The following is a 20,415-nucleotide window of genomic DNA, read 5'->3' on the forward strand; positions in this document are numbered from 1 at the left end:
AATATCAGGATTTCAGTTGCAGTTTGCCCGCGTAGTCTTTGGCAAATTGGTAGGCGACGCGGCCGCTGCGCGCGCCACGCGTGTGGTAAAACTGCAAGGCGGCGTGCTGCGCAGCGTCATCCATTGTGATGCCAAACGTGTCCAGCCAGTGCTCGGCAATGCTCAGGTATTCGTCCTGGTCAAAACTGTAAAACGATAGCCACAAACCAAAACGTTCTGCCAGTGAGGTTTTTTCGTCTATGGTGTCGTTCTGGCGAATTTCACCTTGATCAACAATCGGTTGATTATCGGCCATATATTCTGGCATCAGGTTTTTGCGGTTAGAGGTAGCGTACACCAGCAGGTTGGATGAAGCGTTCTCAATCGAACCATCGAGGATGACTTTAAGCGCTTTGTAGCCGGTGTCGTTGGCTTCAAAGGTGAGGTCATCACAAAAAATAATGAATTTTTCAGGCCGCTGACGAATCAGCTGCGCAATTTGCGGCAGGTCGTTGAGGTCCTGTTTTTCTACTTCGATCAGGCGCAAGCCTTGGTCTGCATAAGTGTTGAGTAAGGCTTTAACCAGTGACGACTTGCCGGTGCCGCGTGCGCCTGTGAGCAGCACATGGTTGGCTGGCAGGCCTTGTAAAAATTGGCGGGTGTTACGCACGACTTCGGTTTTTTGGCGGTCAATAAAGCGAATATCGTCTAACAGCACATGATGCGGGTGTTCGACGGCCTGTAATTGACCGTGTGCGCTATGTTTGACCCAGCGCCAGGCAATGGCTTGCCAATTGATGTCGGCAGGCGGGGCTGGTAGCAGCGTTTCCAGGCGCGTGATGAGTTGTTCAGCACGTTGCAGCAAGTGTTCAAGTGAGTTCATGCGAGTGGCTTGGTGAGAAAAGTCGAACGAGGGCTTATTGTACACAATGCATCCAGCGGCGGTTAGCGTAAGTTAGGCTGACGACAGCGCAAAATCCCCTGTGTTTGTGTTACCTTGTGCGGCTTGTTTATTGCACTTATAAAATATCTATGACTCAACAAAAGATCATTCTGGCATCACGTAGTCCACGTCGAGTGGAGTTGCTGGCACAACTCGGCGTGCAATGCGATATTTTGCCTGCCGATATTGATGAATCGAGTCTGCCCGGTGAAGACCCGGCGCAGTATGTATGCCGACTGGCACAAGAAAAAGCGCTGGCTGTTGCGGCACACCATGGTGAACGTGGTTTGCTGATTCTGGCCGCTGACACCACCGTTGCACTGGGGCAGGAGATTTTAGGTAAACCTGCCGATGCCAGCGAAGCATTGGCCATGTTGTCGCGCCTGAGCGGTAGTGTGCATTTGGTGCATACGGCGGTGGCGGTGTACGAGGCAGGTGAAGTGCGCTGCTTGCTGAGCACTACAGAGGTGGAGATGATGCCGGTGCCGCAGGCCGTGTTGCAGGACTATATTGCCTCAGGAGAACCAATGGATAAAGCCGGTGCCTATGGCATACAAGGGCGCGCGGGGGCGTGGATCAGGCGCATTACGGGCAGCTATAGCGGCGTGATGGGATTGCCACTGCATGAAACGGCGCAGTTACTGCACGCATGGTAAACTTTGTATAAAAATAATGATCGGGATCGGGTAAAGCAATATGTCATTGGCGCAGGAAGTATTGATTAACGTCACGCCGCAGGAAACGCGCGTGGCGATTCTGGAGCAAGGCATTGTCCAGGAGCTACATATAGAACGGGCTTCGTCACTCGGTATTGTGGGTAATATCTATCGCGGTACAGTGGTGCGCGTGTTGCCTGGCATGCAGTCCGCTTTTGTTGAGATCGGTTTACAGCGCGCGGCTTTTTTGCATGCCGCAGATATTATGGAGTGCCATTCAGAAGATGGGACGGTAAAAACCGCCAGGCCGATTCAGGAGGTGTTGCACGAAGGGCAGTCGATTATCGTGCAGGTGATTAAAGAAGCCATCGGCACCAAGGGTGCGCGATTGACGACGGAAATCAGTATTGCTGGCCGTTTTTTAGTTTATTTGCCTTATCAAAAGCATATTGGCGTTTCGCAACGCATTGATATCGAAGAAGAACGCGAGTTTTTGCGCAATCGCTTGCTGGGCTTATTGCCAGAAGAGCGCGAGGGTGGCTACATTATTCGTACTATGTCCGAAAATGCAACCGATGACGAGCTGCTGGCTGATATTGAATACTTGCGCAAAGTCTGGCAAAAAATCCAGGCCGAGAGTAAAAAAGTCGGTGAGCGTTCGCTGATTTTTTATGACCTGAGCTTGCCACGCCGTATTTTGCGCGATGTGGTGTGCACGGAAACGACCAGTATCCGCGTCGATTCGCGTGAAATGTTCGAGCGCCTGAAAGAGTTTGCCGAGTTGTATGTCTCCCATGCAGTCAAGCCGCTCACGCACTACAAGGGCGAACGCTCGCTGTTTGAGTTTTATGACATTGAAAGTGAAATCGAAAAAGCCTTGTCGCGCAAAGTGGAGTTGAAGTCAGGTGGCTATCTGATTTTTGATCAGACCGAAGCGCTGACCACGGTGGATGTGAATACGGGTAGTTTTGTCAGCGGCAAAAACCTGTCTGACACCATTTTTAAAACCAATCTCGAGGCGGCGCAAACCATTGCGCGGCAACTGCGCTTGCGCAATCTGGGCGGCATTATCATTATCGATTTTATTGATATGGATGAAGATGCCCAGCGTGAAGCGGTACTCGAAGAGCTACGCAAGGCGGTGACTCTGGATAGAGCGCGTATTAATGTGAATGGGTTTTCGGCCTTGGGCTTGGTCGAGCTGACGCGCAAACGTACACGCGAGAGCCTGGCGCATTTGTTATGTGAATCTTGCCAGGTGTGTCAGGGGCGTGGTGAACTCAAAACAGCACAAACCATTTGTTATGAAATTATGCGTGAGGTACTGCGTGAGTCTAAGCAGTTTAAAAATGCTAAAGAATTCAAGATATTAGCCTCACCAATCGTGATTAATATGCTGAGTGACGAAGAGTCACAGAGTTTGGCTAGCTTGTCTGACTTTATTAAAAAGCCACTGTCGCTGCACCCGGATACGCAATATGGGCGGGAAGAATTTGATATTGTTTGGATATAAAAAAAAAAGGACGACAAATTGTCGTCCTTTTTTATTGTGTGTCAGCTTTTAAAGAATGCCCGTTGCCAGACCTGGCAACACAATATGGCTGATCATTTGCAATAAGATCAATGCCACCAGTGCAGAAAAATCAAAGCCCTGAATCGGTGGCAAAATAAGCCGTAATGGCTCCAGAATCGGCGCTGACAGTTGGTTCAGGACACCGTAAATCGGGCTATATGGGTTGACCCAGCTTAAAATTGCCATCAGCAGGATGGCATAGAAAAAGACATCCACCATTTGCGCCAGTACGCCAAACACCGCTTGCCATACCCAGAAAAGTGGTGAGGCAGGCGCACCCGCCAGCAAGGCCAGCAGGGCAAATAACGCAATTTGCATGAGTAATGCCAACAGCAGTGTAGACACATCCCACTGCTTGATGGGGCGGATCAGTTTACGCGCTGGTTTGACCATAAAGTCGGTCAGCGCCACGGTCATTTGCCCCAGCGGATTCTGGAATGAAGTACGCGTCCATTGCATTAAAAAGCGCAAGACCAGTAAAAAGGTCAGAATGCCAAACGCAGCATTGAGTAAAAAAGTCGTCATATTTTGCAACATCATGCTTGTGCTCCCAGTTGATCACCCAGTTCTTTGGCGCGGCGTGCGGCTTGCGCAGCGGCAGCTTGCATCATGCCATGAATATCGTGCTGGCGCATGCTGAGCAGACCTTGTTCGGTGGTGCCGCCTTTGGAAGTGACCTGTTCACGCAAGGTAGCAATCGGTGTGCTGCTGCCAGCTGCCAGCAGGCTGGCGCCTTTAAATGTTGCCAGACTCAGTTTGAGCGATTGCGCCTCACTGAGGCCTAATTCAACGCCTGCTGCCGTCAAGGCTTCTATCATCAAAAACACATAGGCCGGGCCGCTACCAGAAATGGCGGTGACAGCATCCAGTTGCACTTCATCGTCTAGCCAAACCACTTCGCCCGCCGCTTGTAAGACTGCGTCAGCCAATGCACGCTGTGTGGCAGAGACGGCTGGCAATGCGTAAGCGCCGGTAATGCCTGCCTGAATCTGTGCTGGTGTATTCGGCATAGTGCGTATCATGGTTTGGTAGCCATTTAACCAGCGGCTGAGGTCGGCCGTGCGGATGCCCGCGGCGACAGAAATGACTAATTGTGATTGCAGCAAAGGGGCCAGCGATTGGGCCACACTTTGTAGCTGCTGTGGTTTGACCGCCAGCACAATCACATCCACCGCCAGTGATTCTGCCGTCAGGCTAGCGCTGGTATTGATGCCCAGGGTGGTTTGCAAATGTGCGTGTTTGGCGGTGTCCGGGTCAATCACGGTGATGTGCTGCATGTGAAAGGCACGCTGTTGCAGGCCTGTCATCAAGGCTTGCGCCATATTGCCGCCGCCAATGAAGGCAATGCGTGTGGCTGAAAGTGATTGCATGGTGATCAGGTTCCTTCTGTGGCTGAATCTGTAGGGGAGGGGGTTGAACGCGCCCCAAAAATGGCGGTGCCTATACGCACCAGGGTGGCACCTTCGGCAATGGCCGCCGCAAAGTCGCCGCTCATGCCGATGGATAAGGTGTCTAGTGACAGGCCATGGCGGTTGAGTTGCTCAAACAACACACGCACCTGTCGAAATTGGTCACGCTGCTGCGCAAAGTCGCTGCAAGGGGCCGGAATCGCCATCAAACCGCGTAGCCGCAAGCGTGGCAACTGGTTGATATTTAAGGCGAGTTGCAATAACTCTTGGCCACTGGCACCACTTTTGCTTGCCTCTTCGCTAATGTTTACCTGCAGGCAAATGTTTAATGGCGGCAGTTCAGTTGGGCGTGCATCTGACAGGCGCTGGGCAATTTTGAGGCGATCTACCGAATGCACCCAGTCGAAATGACGGGCAATTAGCTGTGTTTTATTGCTTTGAATTGGCCCGATAAAGTGCCATGCTATAGCACAGTCGTCTAGTTGTGCCTGTTTTGTCAGCGCTTCTTGCAGGTAGTTTTCGCCAAACACGGTTTGGCCAGCATGGTAGGCGGCACGCATCGCATCGGCAGATTGTGCTTTGCTGACGGCGCATAGTGTCACAGGCTGCGATGCCTGAAAGCGGGCCTGTGCGTCTGTGATCTGTTGTTGTATCAGGGCAAGATTGTCAGAAATGGTGGTCATGGCGGATTAGGCAAGTATGCGGACACACGTGAATTAAGCACGAAGAATACAAAAAACCAAAGCAATATTATATAAATAATCACCGGAGTCGATTGTGGATATTTCAGATTTATTGGCATTTTCTGTTAAAAATAAAGCCTCGGACTTGCATTTGTCCTCCGGCCTGCCACCGATGATTCGGGTGCACGGCGACGTGCGCAAGATCAATCTGCCCGCCATGGATCATGCCGAAGTGCATCGCATGCTGTATGACATCATGAACGACAGCCAGCGCAAGATCTATGAAGAAACCCTGGAATGTGACTTTTCGTTCGAGATTCCTGACCTGGCGCGTTTCCGGGTCAATGCCTTTAATCAGCAACGCGGTGCGGGTGCGGTGTTCCGTACCATTCCGAGCAAGGTGTTGACACTGGATGAGTTGAATGCGCCTAAAGTGTTTAAGGATATTGCCGAGACGCCACGCGGCATTGTGCTGGTGACCGGGCCCACCGGCTCTGGTAAATCGACTACGCTGGCGGCGATGATTGATTACATCAATGAGTCGCAGATGTCACACGTGCTCACGGTGGAAGACCCGATCGAATTTGTGCATACCTCGAAAAAGTCGCTGATTAACCAGCGTGAAGTCGGTCCGCACACACAATCCTTTGAAAACGCGTTGCGCTCAGCCCTGCGTGAAGACCCGGATGTGATCCTGGTGGGGGAGATGCGAGACCTGGAAACTATCCGTCTGGCGCTGACTGCCGCCGAGACCGGCCATTTGGTGTTTGGTACGTTGCACACCAGCTCTGCTGCAAAAACCGTAGACCGGGTAGTCGACGTGTTCCCGGCGGCCGAGAAAGAAATGGTGCGCTCTATGTTGTCTGAGTCCTTACGTGCCGTGATTTCACAAACGCTGTGTAAAACCAAGGACGAACAAGGCCGTGTGGCCGCGCATGAAATCATGATGGGCACGCCGGCGATTCGTAACCTGATTCGCGAAAACAAGATTGCGCAGATGTATTCTGCCATCCAGACCGGTCAGAGTATGGGTATGCAAACCCTGGACCAGAACCTGCAAGACCTGGTTAAACGCAATGTCATTAGTGCTGCCGAAGCACGCACCAAGGCCGCAAACCGTGACGCTATCATCGGCTAATACTATGGATAGCGCACAAACTGCTGGCGATCATGACCAGACGGAGAAGTTCGTCACTGACCTGCTAAAGCTGATGGTCACTCGCAAAGCGTCTGACTTGTTTATCACCGCCGGTTTCCCCCCAGCGATGAAGATAGACGGCAAGCTGACGCCGGTCTCCACACAAACCTTAAATACGCAGCAAACGGCCGAAATCTGTCGTGCAGTGATGAATGACAAGCAGGCGCTCGAATTTAAAAACACGCTGGAGTGCAACTTTGCCATCAGCATGCCTTCGGTCGGCCGTTTCCGTGTCAATGCATTTATCCAGCGCAGCGCAGTCGGCCTGGTGTTTCGGGTGATTAATACCAATATCCCCAAGTTTGATGATCTAAAATTACCGCAGATTTTGAAAGATGTGGTGATGGCCAAACGTGGTCTGATCATTTTTGTTGGCGGCACCGGCTCTGGTAAATCGACTTCGATGGCGGCCATGCTGGGGCATCGCAACGAGAGTAGTTACGGTCATATCATTACCATTGAAGACCCGGTTGAGTTTATTCACGGCCACCGCAATTGTATTGTGACCCAGCGCGAGGTCGGTGTGGATACTGAAAGCTGGCATGCGGCGCTTAAAAACACCCTGCGCCAGGCGCCGGATGTGATTATGATCGGCGAGATCCGTGACCGTGAAACCATGGATTACGCCATTGCCTTCTCTGAAACCGGCCATTTATGTCTGGCCACCTTGCACGCCAACAGCACCAACCAGGCCTTGGACCGGATTATTAACTTTTTCCCCGAAGAGCGCAGGCAACAGTTGTTGATGGACTTGTCGCTTAACTTGCGCTGTGTCGCTTCACAACGCTTGATTCCAAAAATTGACGGCAGTGGTCGCGTCGCCGCAGTAGAGGTGTTATTACATTCGCCGCTGATCTCTGACTTGATCTATAAAGGCGATGTGCACGCGATTAAAGAAATCATGGCTAAATCACGCGAGTTGGGCATGCAAACGTTTGACCAGGCCTTGTTTGATTTATTTGAGTCTGGCCAGATCAGTTACGACGATGCGCTACGCAATGCTGACTCGGTCAATGATTTACGCCTCAAATTTAAACTCAACAGCAAAATGGCCAACCCAGAAAACCAGGAGCGCGGCAAGATTTCTGACCTGGATATTTTGTAGCCAGCTTCAAAGTGACAGACATAAAAAAACGCCTGCAATGACAACATTACAGGCGTTTTGTTTGACGACTACAAGGTTTGCAGGTTTTCTTGCTGAAACACCAGATTGCCTTGTGTGAAGGTAGTCGTCACTTTGCCCGTGACTGCATGATTCACAAACGGCGTATTTTTGCCCTGGCTCAGCAGGGCGCGACCATCTACCCGCCACTCCATTTCCGGGTCATAAATGACCACATCGGCGGTAGCGCCTACCTTTAAATCACCTGCGGCGACGCCGAGAATGTTGGCTGGCGCTTGCGTGATTTTTGCCAGCGCTTGCGTCGGTGAGAGCTTGGCTTGTGCCGCCCATTTCAGTGTCAGTGGCAACAGTAATTCAAGCGCGGAAGCGCCGGGGTGTGATTCCGCAAATGGTAGCGCCTTGGCGTCGTCGTCTACCGGCGTGTGGTCGGAGCAAATCGCATCTAATGTGCCATCCAGCAAGCCAGCGCGTAAGGCATCACGGTCGCGTTGCGTGCGTACCGGCGGTGTGAGATGTACCATGCTGTCAAAAAAGCCAATATCCATGTCTGTGAGGTGCAAGTGCTGAATGCTCACATCTGCCGTCACCTGCATGCCGGATTGCTTGGCCTGGCGGATAAGTTCGACGGACTCGGCCGTCGAGACGCGGGCAATATGTAGCCTGACGCCAGTGGCTTGCCCAATACGGAGCATGGTTTGTAAGGCGATGCTTTCCGCCGCAGAAGGAATGCCTTTCAGGCCCAATCTGGAAGCGACTTCGCCATCATGGGCGACACCGTTTTTGGCCAGATAGGGATCCTCAGCACGCATAAACAGGGTATAGCCAAACGAGGCCGCATATTCAAAGGCGCGCCACAGTACTTGTGTGTCGACAATGGTGGTATCTGCCTGTGAGAAACCAACACAACCGGCGGCAGTTAAGGCATACATTTCTGTGAGTAACTGGCCTTGCAACTGACGCGTGACGGCACCGAGCGGATAGACATGCGCCAGTGCCTGTGACTTGGCGCGGTGCTTGAGCATTTCTACCAGGCCAGGCTCATCGAGCACCGGGTCGGTGTCTGGCGGGCAGGCCAGGCTGGTGACGCCGCCAGCCATGGCAGCACGTAGCTCGCTCAGTAGTGTGGCTTTGTATTCACTGCCAGGCTCGCGCAGGCGGGCGCACAAATCCACCAGGCCAGGTAATACCCATTTGCCGCTGGCATCCAGCGTTTGGTCTGCTTTAAAGCCGTTAGGCGCCTCACCAATGGCGACGATTTTGCCAGCGCTGATATAGAGGTCTTTGACCTGATCCAGCTGTTGGCTAGCATCCATCAAGCGGCCTTGTTTAATGACGATGTTCATGCGGCGTTGCCTCCCCCCAAAATGGCCATCACCGCCATGCGGACGGCGATACCATAAGTCACTTGCGGCAGGATCACCGACTGCTTGCCGTCTGCGACGGCTGAATCAATTTCTACGCCACGGTTCATCGGCCCCGGGTGCATGACAATCGCATCCGGCTTGGCCAGTGCCAGCCGCTCTGGCGTCAGACCAAAGGTCTGAAAAAACTCCTGCGAACTGGGCAGCAAGGCGCCAGACATGCGTTCATTTTGCAGGCGCAGCATCATCACCACATCGACGTCTTTCAAGCCTTGTTCCATATTGTGAAATACCTGTACGCCGAGCTTTTCTACGTCGGTAGGCAGCAGCGTACGCGGGGCGATCACTCTGATTTCGGGTACGCCCAGGGTCGTCAGGGCGTGAATCTCGCTACGGGCGACGCGTGAGTGCAACACGTCACCGACAATGGCGACGCGTAAATTGTGCATTTCTGGCTTGTATTTGCGGATGGTAAAGACATCCAGCAGGCCTTGTGTCGGATGCGCATGGCGGCCATCGCCCGCGTTAATGACGCTGATATGCGGTGGCACATGTTGCGCAATAAAGTGCGCGGCGCCACTTTGCTGGTGGCGCACGACAAACATATCGGCGTGCATGGCGATCAGGTTGTTGACTGTGTCTAAAATCGTCTCACCCTTGGATTGCGACGAGGTGCTGACATTGAGGTTGAGCACATCGGCCGACAGGCGTTTGGCGGCAATTTCAAAGGTGGTGCGCGTGCGCGTACTGTTTTCAAAGAAGATATTGCACACCGTTTTGCCACGCAGCAGCGGCACTTTTTTCACTTCACGCTCAGCCACACCGACAAAGTTTTCGGCTGTGTCCAAAATATCCGTCAAAATACGTTTGGGTAGGCCCTCGATACTGAGCAGGTGTTGTAATTGGCCTTGTGCGTTGAGTTGCGGGTTATACATGGTCGTCAACTCCAGGCTTGGCAGAGGAGGCCGATTCAGAAATACTGAGGCTAAGGCGCCCCAGTGTGTTCATGGCCAGTTCAAAAGATTGATGCGCCTGTAAAGGCAGGTCGGCACCGACCATGTCAGGCCGGATTGGTAATTGTGCGCCGCCACGGTTAATGAGGGCAGCCAGTTGTACCGAAGCCGGGCGGCCATAGTCAAACAGTTCATTCATGACCGCGCGCGTGGTACGGCCCGTATAGAAAATATCGTCGATCAAGATAATGTGCTTGCCATTGATATCAAACGGGATATAAGCGGGATGGGCTGAGGTTTTCAAGCCACGTTGCGCGTAATCGTCCCGGTACATGGCGGCATCCAGCTTTCCGAAGAGGATGTCATGCCCTAGCTCGGTTTGCAGGCGTTTGAGTAGCCGCTCCATCAACCAGACACCGCCGGTATAAATACCAACCAGGGCAGTGTTTTCCTGTATACGAGGCTTGATTTGAGCATATAAATGCTCCAGTAATTGTTCCGGGTCAGGTAGTGTCATGAGGGGAGGGGCGCTATGCACGTCCATGATAAGCATCAAAGTAAGATTGTAATATAGTTTGTGCCGCAACCTGGTCTAGCAACGGTTTTTGCGCACGGCCTTTAATGCCTGCTTCACGCAAAGATTGTGCCGCTTCGGCTGAAGTCAAGCGTTCGTCTACCATCACCACCGGCAAGTTAAAGCGGCCCTCGAGCCGCTGGGCAAATTTTTGCGCCAGCGCGGTCATGGCATGGGCTTCTCCATCTAACGACATCGGTAAGCCGACGACCAGTAGTGCCGGTTGCCATTCGCTGAGTAACGCTTCAATTTGGGTGAATTTGGCCGCGTTTTCTTCTGCTTCTATGGTCAGTAGCGGATGTGCCAGTTTGAGCACTGTGTCGCCAACGGCTACACCTATGCGTTTTTCACCGAAATCAAACGCAAGCAGGGTGCCGCTCACCTCGGGGTAACGGCGCTGGGTAATGGGTAAATGGCTTTGGTTAAGAGGCTGTTTGCCGAGCTTGGGTGCATCAGGCATGACCAGCCACCTCGGACAGCGTGGCGAAATCAACGCCTAGCTGCTGCATGGCCCAGGATAGTTTGTCATCATTGGGCAACTTGAAAATCAGTTTATGCAGTTGCTGGTTGTCCTCCAGCGGCAACGTCAGCCAGGCATTGGCTTGAATTTCCTCTTCCAGTTGACCGGCGGACCAGCCGGTATAGCCCAGCGCAATAAACATATCCTGCGGGGCTTCATCGCGCGCAGCGGCTTCCAGAATATCTTTGGAGGAAGTCATGGCCAAGCCTTCAGACAGCTCCGTGGTGGTGTTGAATTCTGTTGCCGGGCTGTGTAGCACAAAGCCACGCTCGACTTGTACCGGGCCACCAAAATGCACCAGTCGTTCTTGCTGATAGTCGGTCTCGCAAGCCATATCCAGCTGCTCAAACAAATCCCCTACGTTGAGTTGCAAGGGATGGTTCAGGATCATGCCCATGGCACCATCGTGATCATGGTTGCAGACCAGAATCACGCTCTTGCTGAAGTAAGGGTCTTCCATCGCTGGCATGGCGATCAAAATCTGGCCAGTCAGATTGAACCGCATGTCATTGGCATCCAGGGTTAATTGTTCACTCATACGGGGCTGGTTTCTTCTGCACTTAAATAGCCGGTAATTTCCAGGCCAAAGCCATCCATGCTCGGCATTTTGCGTGGAGCGGCCATCAGGCGCATTTTTTTGACGCCGAGATCGAGCAAAATCTGTGAACCGATGCCGTAATTACGCAGCTCCTGGTTGAGCACCATTTTCTGATCCGCGCGCAGAATGCGGTCGGTAAGTCCCAGGCCATCTTCATCGTGGTTGATCAGCACAATCACGCCACAAGGGGCGGTACTGATAATGCGCATGGCGTGTAACAGGTTCCAGCTGTGCGACTGGTGACTGCTATCCAGCAGGTCTATCATCGACAATGGCTCATGTACACGCACCAGCGCTTCGTCACTGTGTTGTGGATCGCCTTTGACCAGCACCAGATGAGTTTCTTGCGCGATATTGTCACGGTAGGCAATCAGGCGCATCGGGCCAAACACGGTTTCTATGGCGCGCTCGGCGCTACGTTCAATCAGTGTTTCATGCGCGGCGCGGTAGTGAATCAGATCGGCAATGGTGCCGATTTTAATATCATGCTCAGCCGCGACCTGCATCAGGTCTGGCAGGCGCGCCATTTCACCGTCGTCCTTCAAAATTTCGCAAATGACGCTGGCAGGTTCGCATCCGGCTAGTTGCGCCAGATCGCAGCCTGCTTCGGTGTGTCCGGCGCGCACCAGCACGCCGCCATTCATGGCCGATAGCGGGAAAATATGGCCAGGGCTGACCAAGCTGCGGGCATTGGCCTGTTTGGCGATCGCCGCGCGTATGGTCGTGGCGCGGTCTGCGGCAGAAATGCCGGTGGTAACACCTTCGGCAGCTTCAATCGAAACCGTGAAGTTGGTGCCGAGGCGGGTGCCGTTTTTTTGCACCATGGGGGGCAAGTCTAATTGGCGGCAGCGCTGCTCGGTCAGGGTCAGGCAGATCAGGCCACGGCCAAATTTGGCCATGAAATTAATATGTTCTGCGGTGACAAACTCTGCTGCAATGACAAAGTCACCTTCGTTTTCACGGTGTTCGTCATCGACCAGGATGACCATTTTTCCGGCACGGATATCGGCAATAATGGCTTCAATAGGGCTAATTTGCGCCGACATTATTCTTGCTCCCAGGCTTGCATGCGCTCGACATAGCGTGCAATTAAATCGATTTCAAGGTTCACCGGGTCTCCAGCCTTGGCATATTGCATCATGGTGTGCTGCATGGTGTGCGGGATCAGGTTAATACTCACTTCGTCCTGACTGATCTCGTTCACCGTCAGGCTGATGCCGTTGACGCACAAGGAGCCTTTTTTCGCGACGTATTTGCTGATGGCGTGCGGCGCACGGATCTTGAGTAGCCAGCACTCGCCGACTTCTTGCAGGGTAGTGATGGTGCCGATACCATCGACATGGCCGGTGACCAGGTGGCCACCGAGGCGGTCGGCTAGGCGCAAGGCTTTTTCCAGGTTGACCGGGCCTGGTTGACCCAGCCCGGTGGTCACGTCCAGCGTGACTTTGGAGACCATGACTTGGAAACTATGCGTATCGAATTCAGTGACGGTCAGGCAGACGCCGTTGACCGCAATGCTATCGCCCAGTTGCACATCTTGCATTCCCAGTTCCGCGGCTTCGATGCGGAGTGCGCAATCTTCACCATGAGGAACCACTTCGGCTATCCGGCCGACGGTTTGAATAATCCCAGTAAACATGGTGTGATTTTATCAGTGCTGCATGCTAAAGTAATCACATTCCATCAACATTTTTCAATCGTATTGGTCTGGAGATTTTTGTGCGCCTGGATGATTTGGAAGAAAGCCAGCATGTCGAAGACAGTCGGGGCCGCGGCATGGTCGGTGGTCGTAGCATCGGCTTAGGCACGATTGCCATTGCTTTGGTGGCGATGTATTTTGGTGTAGACCCCAATGTGGTATTGAATATTGCCCAGCAAGTGCAACCGGCGGCCGAGTCACAAGCCGTGCCCGCCGATAGTAATGACCCCAAAGTCAAGTTTGTGTCTCGCGTGCTATGGAGCACCGAGCAAGTATGGCAAAGCGCGTTTTCAGCGGCAGGCCAGCAATATACGGCGCCACATCTGGAGATTTTCAGTGGCGCCACGCAAACCGCTTGTGGACAAGGGCAGGCGGCCATGGGCCCGTTTTATTGTCCGGCGGACCAAAAAGTGTATATCGATTTAAGTTTTTACCAGGAGCTGCAAGAACGCTTTAAAGCGCCCGGGGATTTTGCCCAGGCCTATGTGATTGCGCACGAGGTCGGGCATCACGTGCAAAACTTGCTGGGCACCTCGGCAAAAGTACAGCAAGCCCGGCAACAGGCGCGCTCAGAGGCTGCGGCTAATGCCTATTCGGTGCGCCTGGAGTTACAGGCTGACTGTTATGCAGGCGTGTGGGCACATCATGCAGATCAGCAGTTCCGCATTCTGGAAACCGGCGATATAGAAGAAGCGTTGCGCGCCGCGACCGCGATTGGTGATGACGCTCTGCAAAAACAGGCGCAAGGCTATGTGGTCCCGGACAGCTTTACCCATGGTAGCTCTGAGCAGCGCGTCCAGTGGTTCAAGCAAGGCTTGCAATCTGGCCAGGTCAATGATTGCAATACATTTAAAGAGGCTGTTTAAGCAGTAGATATCAGGCATGACACAAGAAAAAGTAGTCGATCAGGATCAGCATTTAATTGAAACCACCGTTTCCAGCGCCATCATGGCGCAGGGCAACATGCTCACCGTACGTTATGACGAGGCCCGCTTACCGAATGGTGTGATTAGTGGCCGCGAATATGTAATCCACCCTGGCGCTGTGGTGGTGGTTGCGCTGACGCCCGCAGGCGAAGTCGTGCTGGAGCGCCAATTCCGCTACCCGCTCAAACAGGTGTTTATTGAGTTGCCTGCAGGCAAGATTGACCCCGGCGAGCCAGTGTTGACCACTGGCCAGCGTGAATTACTCGAAGAAACCGGTTACACCGCGCAAAGCTGGGTCAAATTGGGCGTGCAACATCCTTGTATTGGCTACTCCAATGAGGTGATTCATATTTATTTAGCCACTGGTTTGTCACTGGGTGCGCACGCCAGGGATATCGACGAAGCGATGGACGTGTTTGTGTGGCCGTTTGAACGTGTGATGCAAGCCATAGAAGCTGGTGACATTACCGACAGCAAAACCATGTCGGCCATGTTGTTGGCTGAGCGCTATTTGCGTCTACATCCGCAAACGGAGAGCTTGGTGTAAGTATGCGCATATTGCAAATCGGTTGCGGCGGGTTGGGAACATTGATTGCTCAGGCTGCCCTGTCAGAAGGCCATGATCTGACTATTTTGCGCCGCTCTCAATTGCCGGTGCCCGAGGGCGCGCAAGCGCTCTATCTGGATGTGGTGGCTGAAGAAAATCTGCCAGCGCTCACCGCTTTGCAGCCGGAAATCCTGCTGTATTGTCTGGCGCCTGTTGAGGGGCAAAACTATCAGCAGACATATGTGGAAGGTTTGCGCCATGTGCTGGCAAATGTGTCTTTGGCGGCATTGAAGCACGTTTTTTTTATTTCCAGCACGGGTGTCTATGGTGAGGATCAGGGCGGTTGGATAGACGATGACAGCCCAGCCCTCCCGGCGGACGAGGGTGGGCGTATGTTGCTGGAGGCTGAACAGTTGTTGGCATTGTTGCCGTGTGGACACACCGCCCTGCGGGTATCGGGGATTTATGGCCCGCAGCGGCTTTATTTGTTGCGTTTGCTACAAAACAGCGCGCGCTGGCCGACGCATGTGCATTGGACCAATCGCATGCATGAGCAGGATGTCGCCGCTGCCGTGGTGCATTTATATCAGCAAATAATGGATGGTGTTGCGTTACCAACACATTGTATTTTGAGCGATGGCGTCCCAGCTATGCAGCATGAGGTGTTACAGTGGCTGGCGGCTCAGCAGCAATTACCCGCGCCACCAACGCCGCCATTGCATCCGCAATCTGGCAAGCGCATCCGCAACCACTTTTTACTAAACACAGGATTCAAGCCGCAATTTGCTGATTATCAGGCGGGCTATGCATCTATTTTATCCGGCCTGAAGTAATGTCTATGACTAACGTAAAAACAAAACGCAAGTGGCCATCAATATACGGTGGATTACTCGTCTCAGGGCTCGTTCTATCGGGGCATTTGAGTAGCGCAGAAGATGCCGACGGCTTCCCGCTTTGGGTGGCTGCCATGCGCCAGGAGGCGCTGGCGCAGCATGTGGCACCCGAAGCGGTGGATGCGACGCTGAATCAGGTGACTTTTTTACCGCGCTTAATTGAACTAGACCGCAAACAGCCAGAATTCGTCACTAGCTTTTCGGCCTATGTCAACCGCCGCATCAGCCCGCGTGTGGTGGCCAAAGGCAAGCAGATGGCGCAAGATTACCAAGGCGTGCTCTACGTCGTTGAGGAGTTGTATCAGGTGCCGCGGGAGGTGTTGGTGGCTTTTTGGGGGCTGGAAACCAATTTTGGCGGTTTTATGGGCGATATTCCATTAGCTTCTGCATTGGCTACGCTTTCTTATGAAGGGCGTCGGGCTGAGTTTTTTAAACGCGAATTGTTGAACCTGATGCGCGTGGTCGAGCGCGAGCAGCGCTATGATAGCCCGGTGGTTGGCTCTTGGGCAGGCGCCACTGGACATATGCAGTTTATGCCATCGACCTTATTAAAGTATGGCGTGGATGCTGATGCCGACGGCAAAATCGATATCTGGACTTCTTACCCGGATGTGTTTAGTTCAGCCGCCAATTATCTGTCACAAGCTGGTTGGCAACCTGGCAAGCCGATCAGTATCCAGGTGGCGTTGCCGGCCGGGTTTGATTACAGCCAGGCGCAATGGCAACTGAATAAGCCGGTCAGTGAGTGGGTGAAAGCCGGCGTGGCGGGCGTGCCTGATGGTGCGTTGAGTTTGCCGCAAGCTGCCATTTTGCTACCGCAAGGCTATGACGGCCCGGCGTATATGGTGTTCCCCAACTTTGACGTGATTATGCAGTGGAACCGCTCTATCAATTATGCGCTGAGTGTCAGTTTGCTCAGCCAGCAATTGCGCCAGGAGACGTATACGCTGATGATGCCGCCTGAGCCACCTGCGCTGAGCTATCAGCAGATGTGGTCTCTGCAGGAGTCGCTGAATGCGAAGGGCTTTGATTGTGGCACGCCGGATGGCTTTCCGGGTCCGAAAACGCAAGCGGCGATTCGTCGCTATCAGGCCAGCAAGGGCTTGCCACAAGATGGCTACGCCGGGGCCGAGGTATTTAACCGCCTCACGGCACAAGTGCAATTGGCGCAATAACTACACACTTTAATTGTTTCGTTAACGGCTTTTAAACCAGCCCGTCACACTGACACGTGGCAGGCTGGTCGGCAATACTTCATGCCAGAATCTGGCGGATAAAAACAACACTAGCCTGCCCGTGGTCGGCAATATGTCAATGTGTCTGGCATTGGCTGCTGGCGTCTGATGATGTTCATCTAGATATAAGCGCAACGCACCGCCCGCTGCCGCAGGCCAGTCATCATTTAAATACATAATGGAGGTGAGCATTCTGGCGCCTGGCGCTGTCTGCTCGCGGTGTTGGCGAAACAGGTCTATGTGCGTGGCATAACCAGATGCACCCGCCGGATAGATCGCAAAATGGGTTTCAAAGCTATCCAGCCCCATCATCAGTTGCCGATTGGCGGCTTGTTGCACTTGAGCCATGAGTGCGAGGTAGTCCTGAATGGCTGGATGCGGGTCATTGGCCTCTAGCCAGGCAATCTGGTCGCCACGCAACTTGGGGTTGCTGATGGCTGACTGGCTGGTGCCCGCCTGGTGCATGAATCCTTGCTGTTGCTGCTCAAGCGCGAGGGTGCGCAGGCTTTGCGTCAAACTGGCGGGTAAACACTGGTCGATCACGCAATACTGCTGTTCGGCCAGGGTGTCGATGATGTTTTCTAGCATGCGCTCAGTGAACATGGCAGGGCGGCAGGTGGTACTTGTCATGCGCATATTATAAGCGCGATGCCATTGCTTAACCGATTGCTTTCGGATAGAATGCGCAACCTTATTGATTGATAGCTCAATGCTGTTAATGCAATAGTCGCGTAGCTCAGCTGGTTAGAGCACCACCTTGACATGGTGGGGGTCGATGGTTCGAGTCCATTCGCGACTACCAAGTTTTAAAAAGCCACTAGGATTTCTGGTGGCTTTTTGCTTTTTTAAGTTGCGCACAACCATCGCGGTGATGCCGAGGCGGTGGGATCTGTCATCGGTTTGTGATTGCGGAATTTTCGTGCGCTGTGAGATAATCGAGGTTTGACCAAAAGCAGGCGCCATGTGCTTGTTTTATTTGGTTGTTTAATGTTTGTAGAGAGAGAGTCATGCCTGTAATCCGCTTGCCTGATGGGTCATCCAGAAGTTTTGAACAGCCGGTGACCGTGGCCGATGTTGCGATGAATATTGGCGCTGGTCTGGCGAAAGCCGCACTGGCGGGTAAGGTCACGTACACAGGTCAGGAAGCTAAACTGGTCGATACCAGTCATCTGATTGAGCAGGATGTAGACCTCGCCATCATTACCGATAAGAACGATGAAGGCCTGGAAGTGATTCGTCACTCGACTGCCCACTTGCTGGCTTATGCGGTGAAAGAGTTGTTCCCGGATGCGCAAGTGACCATCGGCCCGGTCATTGATAATGGCTTTTACTATGACTTTAGCTACAAGCGTCCGTTTACGCCGGACGACCTGGCAGCCATTGAAAAGAAAATGGCTGAGCTGGCGAAAAAAGACGAAAAAGTCGAGCGCAAGGTGTTGCCGCGCGATGAAGCGGTGGCTTACTTCAAAAGCATTAACGAGCATTACAAGGCTGAGATTATTGCCAGTATTCCGAGCAATGAAGACGTGTCTTTATATTCTGAAGGCAACTTCACGGATTTGTGCCGTGGTCCTCATGTGCCAAATACCGGTAAGCTCAAAGCGTTTAAACTTATGAAGCTGGCGGGCGCCTACTGGCGCGGCGACAGCAATAACGAAATGTTGCAACGCGTGTATGGCACTGCCTGGCGCAATAAAGATGAGTTGGAAGCGTACTTGCACATGCTGGAAGAGGCTGAAAAGCGCGACCACCGCAAACTCGGCAAGCAACTCGATTTTTACCACATGCAAGAAGATGCACCTGGCATGGTGTTCTGGCATCCGCGTGGCTGGGTGATCTGGCAAGAGGTTGAGCAGTACATGCGTGCCAAATTTAAAGAGTACGATTATCAGGAAGTGCGCACACCGACGGTGCTCGATAAAACCCTGTGGGAAAAATCTGGCCATTGGCAAAACTACCGTGACAATATGTTTGTCACCCAGTCGGAAAGCCGCGATTATGCCGTCAAGCCGATGAACTGCCCTGGCCATATCCAGATTTTTAATAGCAGCCTGCACAGCTATCGCGATTTGCCATTACGTTTGGCCGAGTTTGGTTCTTGTCACCGTAACGAGCCGTCTGGCTCTTTGCATGGCTTGATGCGCGTGCGTGGGTTTACCCAGGATGATGCCCATATTTTCTGTATGGAATCACAGGTCGAGGCTGAAGTCGCTGACTTTATCAAGATGCTGTATGAAGTCTACAAAGACTTTGGGTTTGATGATGTCATCGTCAAGTTGTCTACCCGCCCAGAGAAGCGCGTTGGTACAGAAGAAGCCTGGGATATGGCGGAAACTGCCTTGGCTAATGCCATTAAAGCCAATGGCCTGGAGTTTGAATATCAGCCAGGCGAGGGCGCATTTTACGGCCCGAAAATTGAATTTACGCTGAAAGACTCGCTGGGTCGGATGTGGCAGTGCGGCACGATCCAACTCGATCCTAACCTGCCTGAGCGCCTGGGCGCAGAGTATGTGGCTGAAGACAATACCCGTCAGCGCCCGATTATGTTGCACCGCGCCATTGTTGGCTCCATGGAGCGTTTCCTGGGCATTTTGATCGAAAACTTTGCGGGTGCAATGCCGGTCTGGCTGTCGCCAGTACAGGTCATGGTGCTGAATATTTCTGATGGTCAAGCTGATTATGTGCGCCAAGTGGTTGAAAAATTGAAGAAAAATGGCATTCGATGCGATTTTGACTTGAGAAATGAGAAGATTACCTATAAAATACGAGAACATAGTTTGCAAAAGTTGCCGTACCTGATTGTGGTGGGCGACAAAGAAATGCAAAATGGTCATGTGGCCGTACGTACCAGAAAAGGTGAAGATCTGGGTGTGATGTCGGTAGAAGCGTTTGTAGCGCACATACAGCAAGACATCCAAAACCGGGTCTAATTTCGGGTATTCGTGCGGCTTTGTTTATTGTTAGGGGATTGTTATAGCTCAAGATAAAGATACACGCATCAATGGCGACATTACAGCGCCACAAGTGCGTTTAGTGGGTGTTGATGGCGAACCGTTAGGTGTAATGACTCTGAGAGAGGCCTTTGCCAAAGCGGAAGAAGCTGATATTGATATTGTTGAAATTGCACCAAATGCTGCACCACCCGTGTGCCGTTTGATGGATTATGGCAAATTCAAATACGCTGAGAGCAAGCGTATGCACGAGCAAAAACTAAAGCAAAAACAAGTGCAAATTAAAGAGGTCAAATTTAGACCTGGCACTGATGACGGCGATTACAATATTAAATTACGTAACATCATCCGCTTTTTAGGTGATGGCGATAAAGCAAAAATTACTTTGCGCTTCCGTGGTCGCGAAATTACGCACCAGGAATTCGGCCTGGCGCTGTTAAAGCGTCTGGAGGCAGATTTAACAGAACATGCGTTGGTTGAGCAATATCCAAAAATGGAAGGCCGCCAAATGGTGATGGTGCTGGCACCAGCTAAAAAAGTTGTGCCAGTGTCAAAAAAGGCTGATAAGTCAGCGCCAGAAGCAGAATAAATCAA

At 52.5% G+C, this 20,415-nt stretch carries 22 protein-coding genes and 1 tRNA gene; 11 read left to right on the top strand and 12 right to left on the bottom strand.

Annotated features, from left to right (window positions below; all coding sequences use genetic code 11):
- Positions 1-4 precede the first annotated feature (4 nt).
- Positions 5-862, bottom strand: coding sequence for an ATP-binding protein (locus E6Q52_RS03625; RefSeq protein WP_292818565.1), 858 nt, complete (start codon positions 860-862; stop codon positions 5-7).
- Positions 863-1,011: 149 nt separating this feature from the next.
- Between E6Q52_RS03625 and E6Q52_RS03630 the strand changes: the two genes are divergently transcribed.
- On the top strand, positions 1,012-1,578 hold the full coding sequence (locus tag E6Q52_RS03630; RefSeq protein WP_292818568.1) for a nucleoside triphosphate pyrophosphatase: 567 nt from the start codon (positions 1,012-1,014) through the stop codon (positions 1,576-1,578).
- 46 nt (positions 1,579-1,624) lie between these two features.
- On the top strand, positions 1,625-3,091 hold the full coding sequence (gene rng, locus E6Q52_RS03635) for a ribonuclease G (RefSeq protein ID WP_292818795.1): 1,467 nt from the start codon (positions 1,625-1,627) through the stop codon (positions 3,089-3,091).
- A gap of 48 nt (positions 3,092-3,139) precedes the next feature.
- On the opposite strand, the gene E6Q52_RS03640 is transcribed toward rng, so the two are convergent.
- From E6Q52_RS03640 to E6Q52_RS03650, 3 genes are read right to left on the bottom strand one after another with little or no spacing between them, the layout of a single operon-like run.
- Positions 3,140-3,691, bottom strand: coding sequence for a YggT family protein (locus E6Q52_RS03640; RefSeq protein ID WP_292818571.1), 552 nt, complete (start codon positions 3,689-3,691; stop codon positions 3,140-3,142).
- The gene (gene proC, locus E6Q52_RS03645) at positions 3,688-4,521 is read right to left on the bottom strand and encodes a pyrroline-5-carboxylate reductase (protein ID WP_292818573.1); all 834 of its coding nucleotides are present in this window, start codon (positions 4,519-4,521) and stop codon (positions 3,688-3,690) included. Before proC ends, E6Q52_RS03640 begins: the two co-directional genes overlap by 4 nt.
- A gap of 5 nt (positions 4,522-4,526) precedes the next feature.
- Entirely contained in the window at positions 4,527-5,243 is a 717-nt protein-coding gene (locus tag E6Q52_RS03650; protein WP_292818576.1) for a YggS family pyridoxal phosphate-dependent enzyme, read from the bottom strand.
- A gap of 94 nt (positions 5,244-5,337) precedes the next feature.
- Here E6Q52_RS03650 and E6Q52_RS03655 point away from each other — a divergent pair, with 94 nt between their 5' ends.
- Positions 5,338-6,381, top strand: a complete 1,044-nt coding sequence (locus E6Q52_RS03655) for a type IV pilus twitching motility protein PilT (RefSeq protein ID WP_292818579.1) — start codon at positions 5,338-5,340, stop codon at positions 6,379-6,381.
- A gap of 4 nt (positions 6,382-6,385) precedes the next feature.
- Entirely contained in the window at positions 6,386-7,546 is a 1,161-nt protein-coding gene (locus E6Q52_RS03660; RefSeq protein WP_292818581.1) for a PilT/PilU family type 4a pilus ATPase, read from the top strand.
- Between the two features lie 68 nt (positions 7,547-7,614).
- Here E6Q52_RS03660 and E6Q52_RS03665 read toward each other — a convergent pair whose 3' ends face one another.
- The 7 genes from E6Q52_RS03665 to E6Q52_RS03695 are packed head-to-tail and all read right to left on the bottom strand — an operon-like array spanning position 7,615 to position 13,209.
- Positions 7,615-8,907, bottom strand: a complete 1,293-nt coding sequence (locus tag E6Q52_RS03665) for a dihydroorotase (protein ID WP_292818584.1) — start codon at positions 8,905-8,907, stop codon at positions 7,615-7,617.
- Positions 8,904-9,860 carry an aspartate carbamoyltransferase catalytic subunit gene (locus E6Q52_RS03670; RefSeq protein WP_292818587.1) on the bottom strand — a complete coding sequence of 319 codons (957 nt, stop codon included), beginning with the start codon at positions 9,858-9,860 and terminating at the stop codon, positions 8,904-8,906. The genes E6Q52_RS03665 and E6Q52_RS03670 overlap by 4 nt, the downstream gene beginning before the upstream one ends.
- Positions 9,853-10,395, bottom strand: coding sequence for a bifunctional pyr operon transcriptional regulator/uracil phosphoribosyltransferase PyrR (gene pyrR / locus E6Q52_RS03675; protein ID WP_292818798.1), 543 nt, complete (start codon positions 10,393-10,395; stop codon positions 9,853-9,855). Before pyrR ends, E6Q52_RS03670 begins: the two co-directional genes overlap by 8 nt.
- 13 nt (positions 10,396-10,408) lie before the next feature.
- Positions 10,409-10,912: a Holliday junction resolvase RuvX gene (gene ruvX, locus E6Q52_RS03680; RefSeq protein WP_292818590.1), complete on the bottom strand. Its 504-nt coding sequence runs from the start codon at positions 10,910-10,912 to the stop codon at positions 10,409-10,411.
- Positions 10,905-11,510, bottom strand: a complete 606-nt coding sequence (locus E6Q52_RS03685; protein ID WP_292818593.1) for a YqgE/AlgH family protein — start codon at positions 11,508-11,510, stop codon at positions 10,905-10,907. Before E6Q52_RS03685 ends, ruvX begins: the two co-directional genes overlap by 8 nt.
- Positions 11,507-12,616: a bifunctional 3,4-dihydroxy-2-butanone-4-phosphate synthase/GTP cyclohydrolase II gene (gene ribBA, locus E6Q52_RS03690; protein WP_292818596.1), complete on the bottom strand. Its 1,110-nt coding sequence runs from the start codon at positions 12,614-12,616 to the stop codon at positions 11,507-11,509. Before ribBA ends, E6Q52_RS03685 begins: the two co-directional genes overlap by 4 nt.
- Entirely contained in the window at positions 12,616-13,209 is a 594-nt protein-coding gene (locus tag E6Q52_RS03695) for a riboflavin synthase (protein ID WP_292818598.1), read from the bottom strand. Before E6Q52_RS03695 ends, ribBA begins: the two co-directional genes overlap by 1 nt.
- Before the next feature lie 80 nt (positions 13,210-13,289).
- Here E6Q52_RS03695 and E6Q52_RS03700 point away from each other — a divergent pair, with 80 nt between their 5' ends.
- The 4 genes from E6Q52_RS03700 to E6Q52_RS03715 all read left to right on the top strand — a co-directional run bounded on the left by E6Q52_RS03700 (position 13,290) and on the right by E6Q52_RS03715 (position 16,810).
- Positions 13,290-14,135, top strand: coding sequence for a neutral zinc metallopeptidase (locus E6Q52_RS03700; protein WP_292818600.1), 846 nt, complete (start codon positions 13,290-13,292; stop codon positions 14,133-14,135).
- Positions 14,136-14,151: 16 nt separating this feature from the next.
- Positions 14,152-14,742, top strand: a complete 591-nt coding sequence (locus E6Q52_RS03705; RefSeq protein ID WP_292818602.1) for an NUDIX hydrolase — start codon at positions 14,152-14,154, stop codon at positions 14,740-14,742.
- A 2-nt stretch (positions 14,743-14,744) separates the two neighbouring features.
- Positions 14,745-15,575: a hypothetical protein gene (locus E6Q52_RS03710; protein ID WP_292818605.1), complete on the top strand. Its 831-nt coding sequence runs from the start codon at positions 14,745-14,747 to the stop codon at positions 15,573-15,575.
- 86 nt (positions 15,576-15,661) lie between these two features.
- On the top strand, positions 15,662-16,810 hold the full coding sequence (locus tag E6Q52_RS03715; RefSeq protein ID WP_292818608.1) for a lytic murein transglycosylase: 1,149 nt from the start codon (positions 15,662-15,664) through the stop codon (positions 16,808-16,810).
- Between the two features lie 21 nt (positions 16,811-16,831).
- On the opposite strand, the gene E6Q52_RS03720 is transcribed toward E6Q52_RS03715, so the two are convergent.
- A complete protein-coding gene (locus E6Q52_RS03720; protein ID WP_292818611.1) occupies positions 16,832-17,500 on the bottom strand; it encodes a 2OG-Fe(II) oxygenase in 669 nt (222 codons plus the stop codon).
- 95 nt (positions 17,501-17,595) lie between these two features.
- Here E6Q52_RS03720 and E6Q52_RS03725 point away from each other — a divergent pair.
- The 3 genes from E6Q52_RS03725 (at position 17,596) to infC (ending at position 20,410) form a co-directional block, all read left to right on the top strand.
- Positions 17,596-17,672 (top strand) — tRNA-Val (locus tag E6Q52_RS03725).
- Positions 17,673-17,877: 205 nt separating this feature from the next.
- A complete protein-coding gene (gene thrS / locus E6Q52_RS03730; protein ID WP_292818614.1) occupies positions 17,878-19,800 on the top strand; it encodes a threonine--tRNA ligase in 1,923 nt (640 codons plus the stop codon).
- 43 nt (positions 19,801-19,843) lie between these two features.
- A complete protein-coding gene (infC, locus tag E6Q52_RS03735) occupies positions 19,844-20,410 on the top strand; it encodes a translation initiation factor IF-3 (protein ID WP_292818801.1) in 567 nt (188 codons plus the stop codon).
- Positions 20,411-20,415: the final 5 nt, after the last annotated feature.

The sequence above is a fragment of the Methylophilus sp. genome (assembly GCF_008015755.1).
Taxonomy (GTDB): Bacteria; Pseudomonadota; Gammaproteobacteria; order Burkholderiales; family Methylophilaceae; genus Methylophilus.

Coding starts and splice junctions, on each gene's coding strand:
- E6Q52_RS03625 (WP_292818565.1), bottom strand. CDS start 862: ATGAACTCACTTGAACACTTGCTGCAACGTGCTGAACAACTCATCACG.
- E6Q52_RS03630 (WP_292818568.1), top strand. CDS start 1,012: ATGACTCAACAAAAGATCATTCTGGCATCACGTAGTCCACGTCGAGTG.
- E6Q52_RS03640 (WP_292818571.1), bottom strand. CDS start 3,691: ATGATGTTGCAAAATATGACGACTTTTTTACTCAATGCTGCGTTTGGC.
- proC (WP_292818573.1), bottom strand. CDS start 4,521: ATGCAATCACTTTCAGCCACACGCATTGCCTTCATTGGCGGCGGCAAT.
- E6Q52_RS03650 (WP_292818576.1), bottom strand. CDS start 5,243: ATGACCACCATTTCTGACAATCTTGCCCTGATACAACAACAGATCACA.
- E6Q52_RS03660 (WP_292818581.1), top strand. CDS start 6,386: ATGGATAGCGCACAAACTGCTGGCGATCATGACCAGACGGAGAAGTTC.
- E6Q52_RS03665 (WP_292818584.1), bottom strand. CDS start 8,907: ATGAACATCGTCATTAAACAAGGCCGCTTGATGGATGCTAGCCAACAG.
- E6Q52_RS03670 (WP_292818587.1), bottom strand. CDS start 9,860: ATGTATAACCCGCAACTCAACGCACAAGGCCAATTACAACACCTGCTC.
- pyrR (WP_292818798.1), bottom strand. CDS start 10,395: ATGACACTACCTGACCCGGAACAATTACTGGAGCATTTATATGCTCAA.
- ruvX (WP_292818590.1), bottom strand. CDS start 10,912: ATGCCTGATGCACCCAAGCTCGGCAAACAGCCTCTTAACCAAAGCCAT.
- E6Q52_RS03685 (WP_292818593.1), bottom strand. CDS start 11,510: ATGAGTGAACAATTAACCCTGGATGCCAATGACATGCGGTTCAATCTG.
- ribBA (WP_292818596.1), bottom strand. CDS start 12,616: ATGTCGGCGCAAATTAGCCCTATTGAAGCCATTATTGCCGATATCCGT.
- E6Q52_RS03695 (WP_292818598.1), bottom strand. CDS start 13,209: ATGTTTACTGGGATTATTCAAACCGTCGGCCGGATAGCCGAAGTGGTT.
- E6Q52_RS03705 (WP_292818602.1), top strand. CDS start 14,152: ATGACACAAGAAAAAGTAGTCGATCAGGATCAGCATTTAATTGAAACC.
- E6Q52_RS03710 (WP_292818605.1), top strand. CDS start 14,745: ATGCGCATATTGCAAATCGGTTGCGGCGGGTTGGGAACATTGATTGCT.
- E6Q52_RS03720 (WP_292818611.1), bottom strand. CDS start 17,500: ATGACAAGTACCACCTGCCGCCCTGCCATGTTCACTGAGCGCATGCTA.
- thrS (WP_292818614.1), top strand. CDS start 17,878: ATGCCTGTAATCCGCTTGCCTGATGGGTCATCCAGAAGTTTTGAACAG.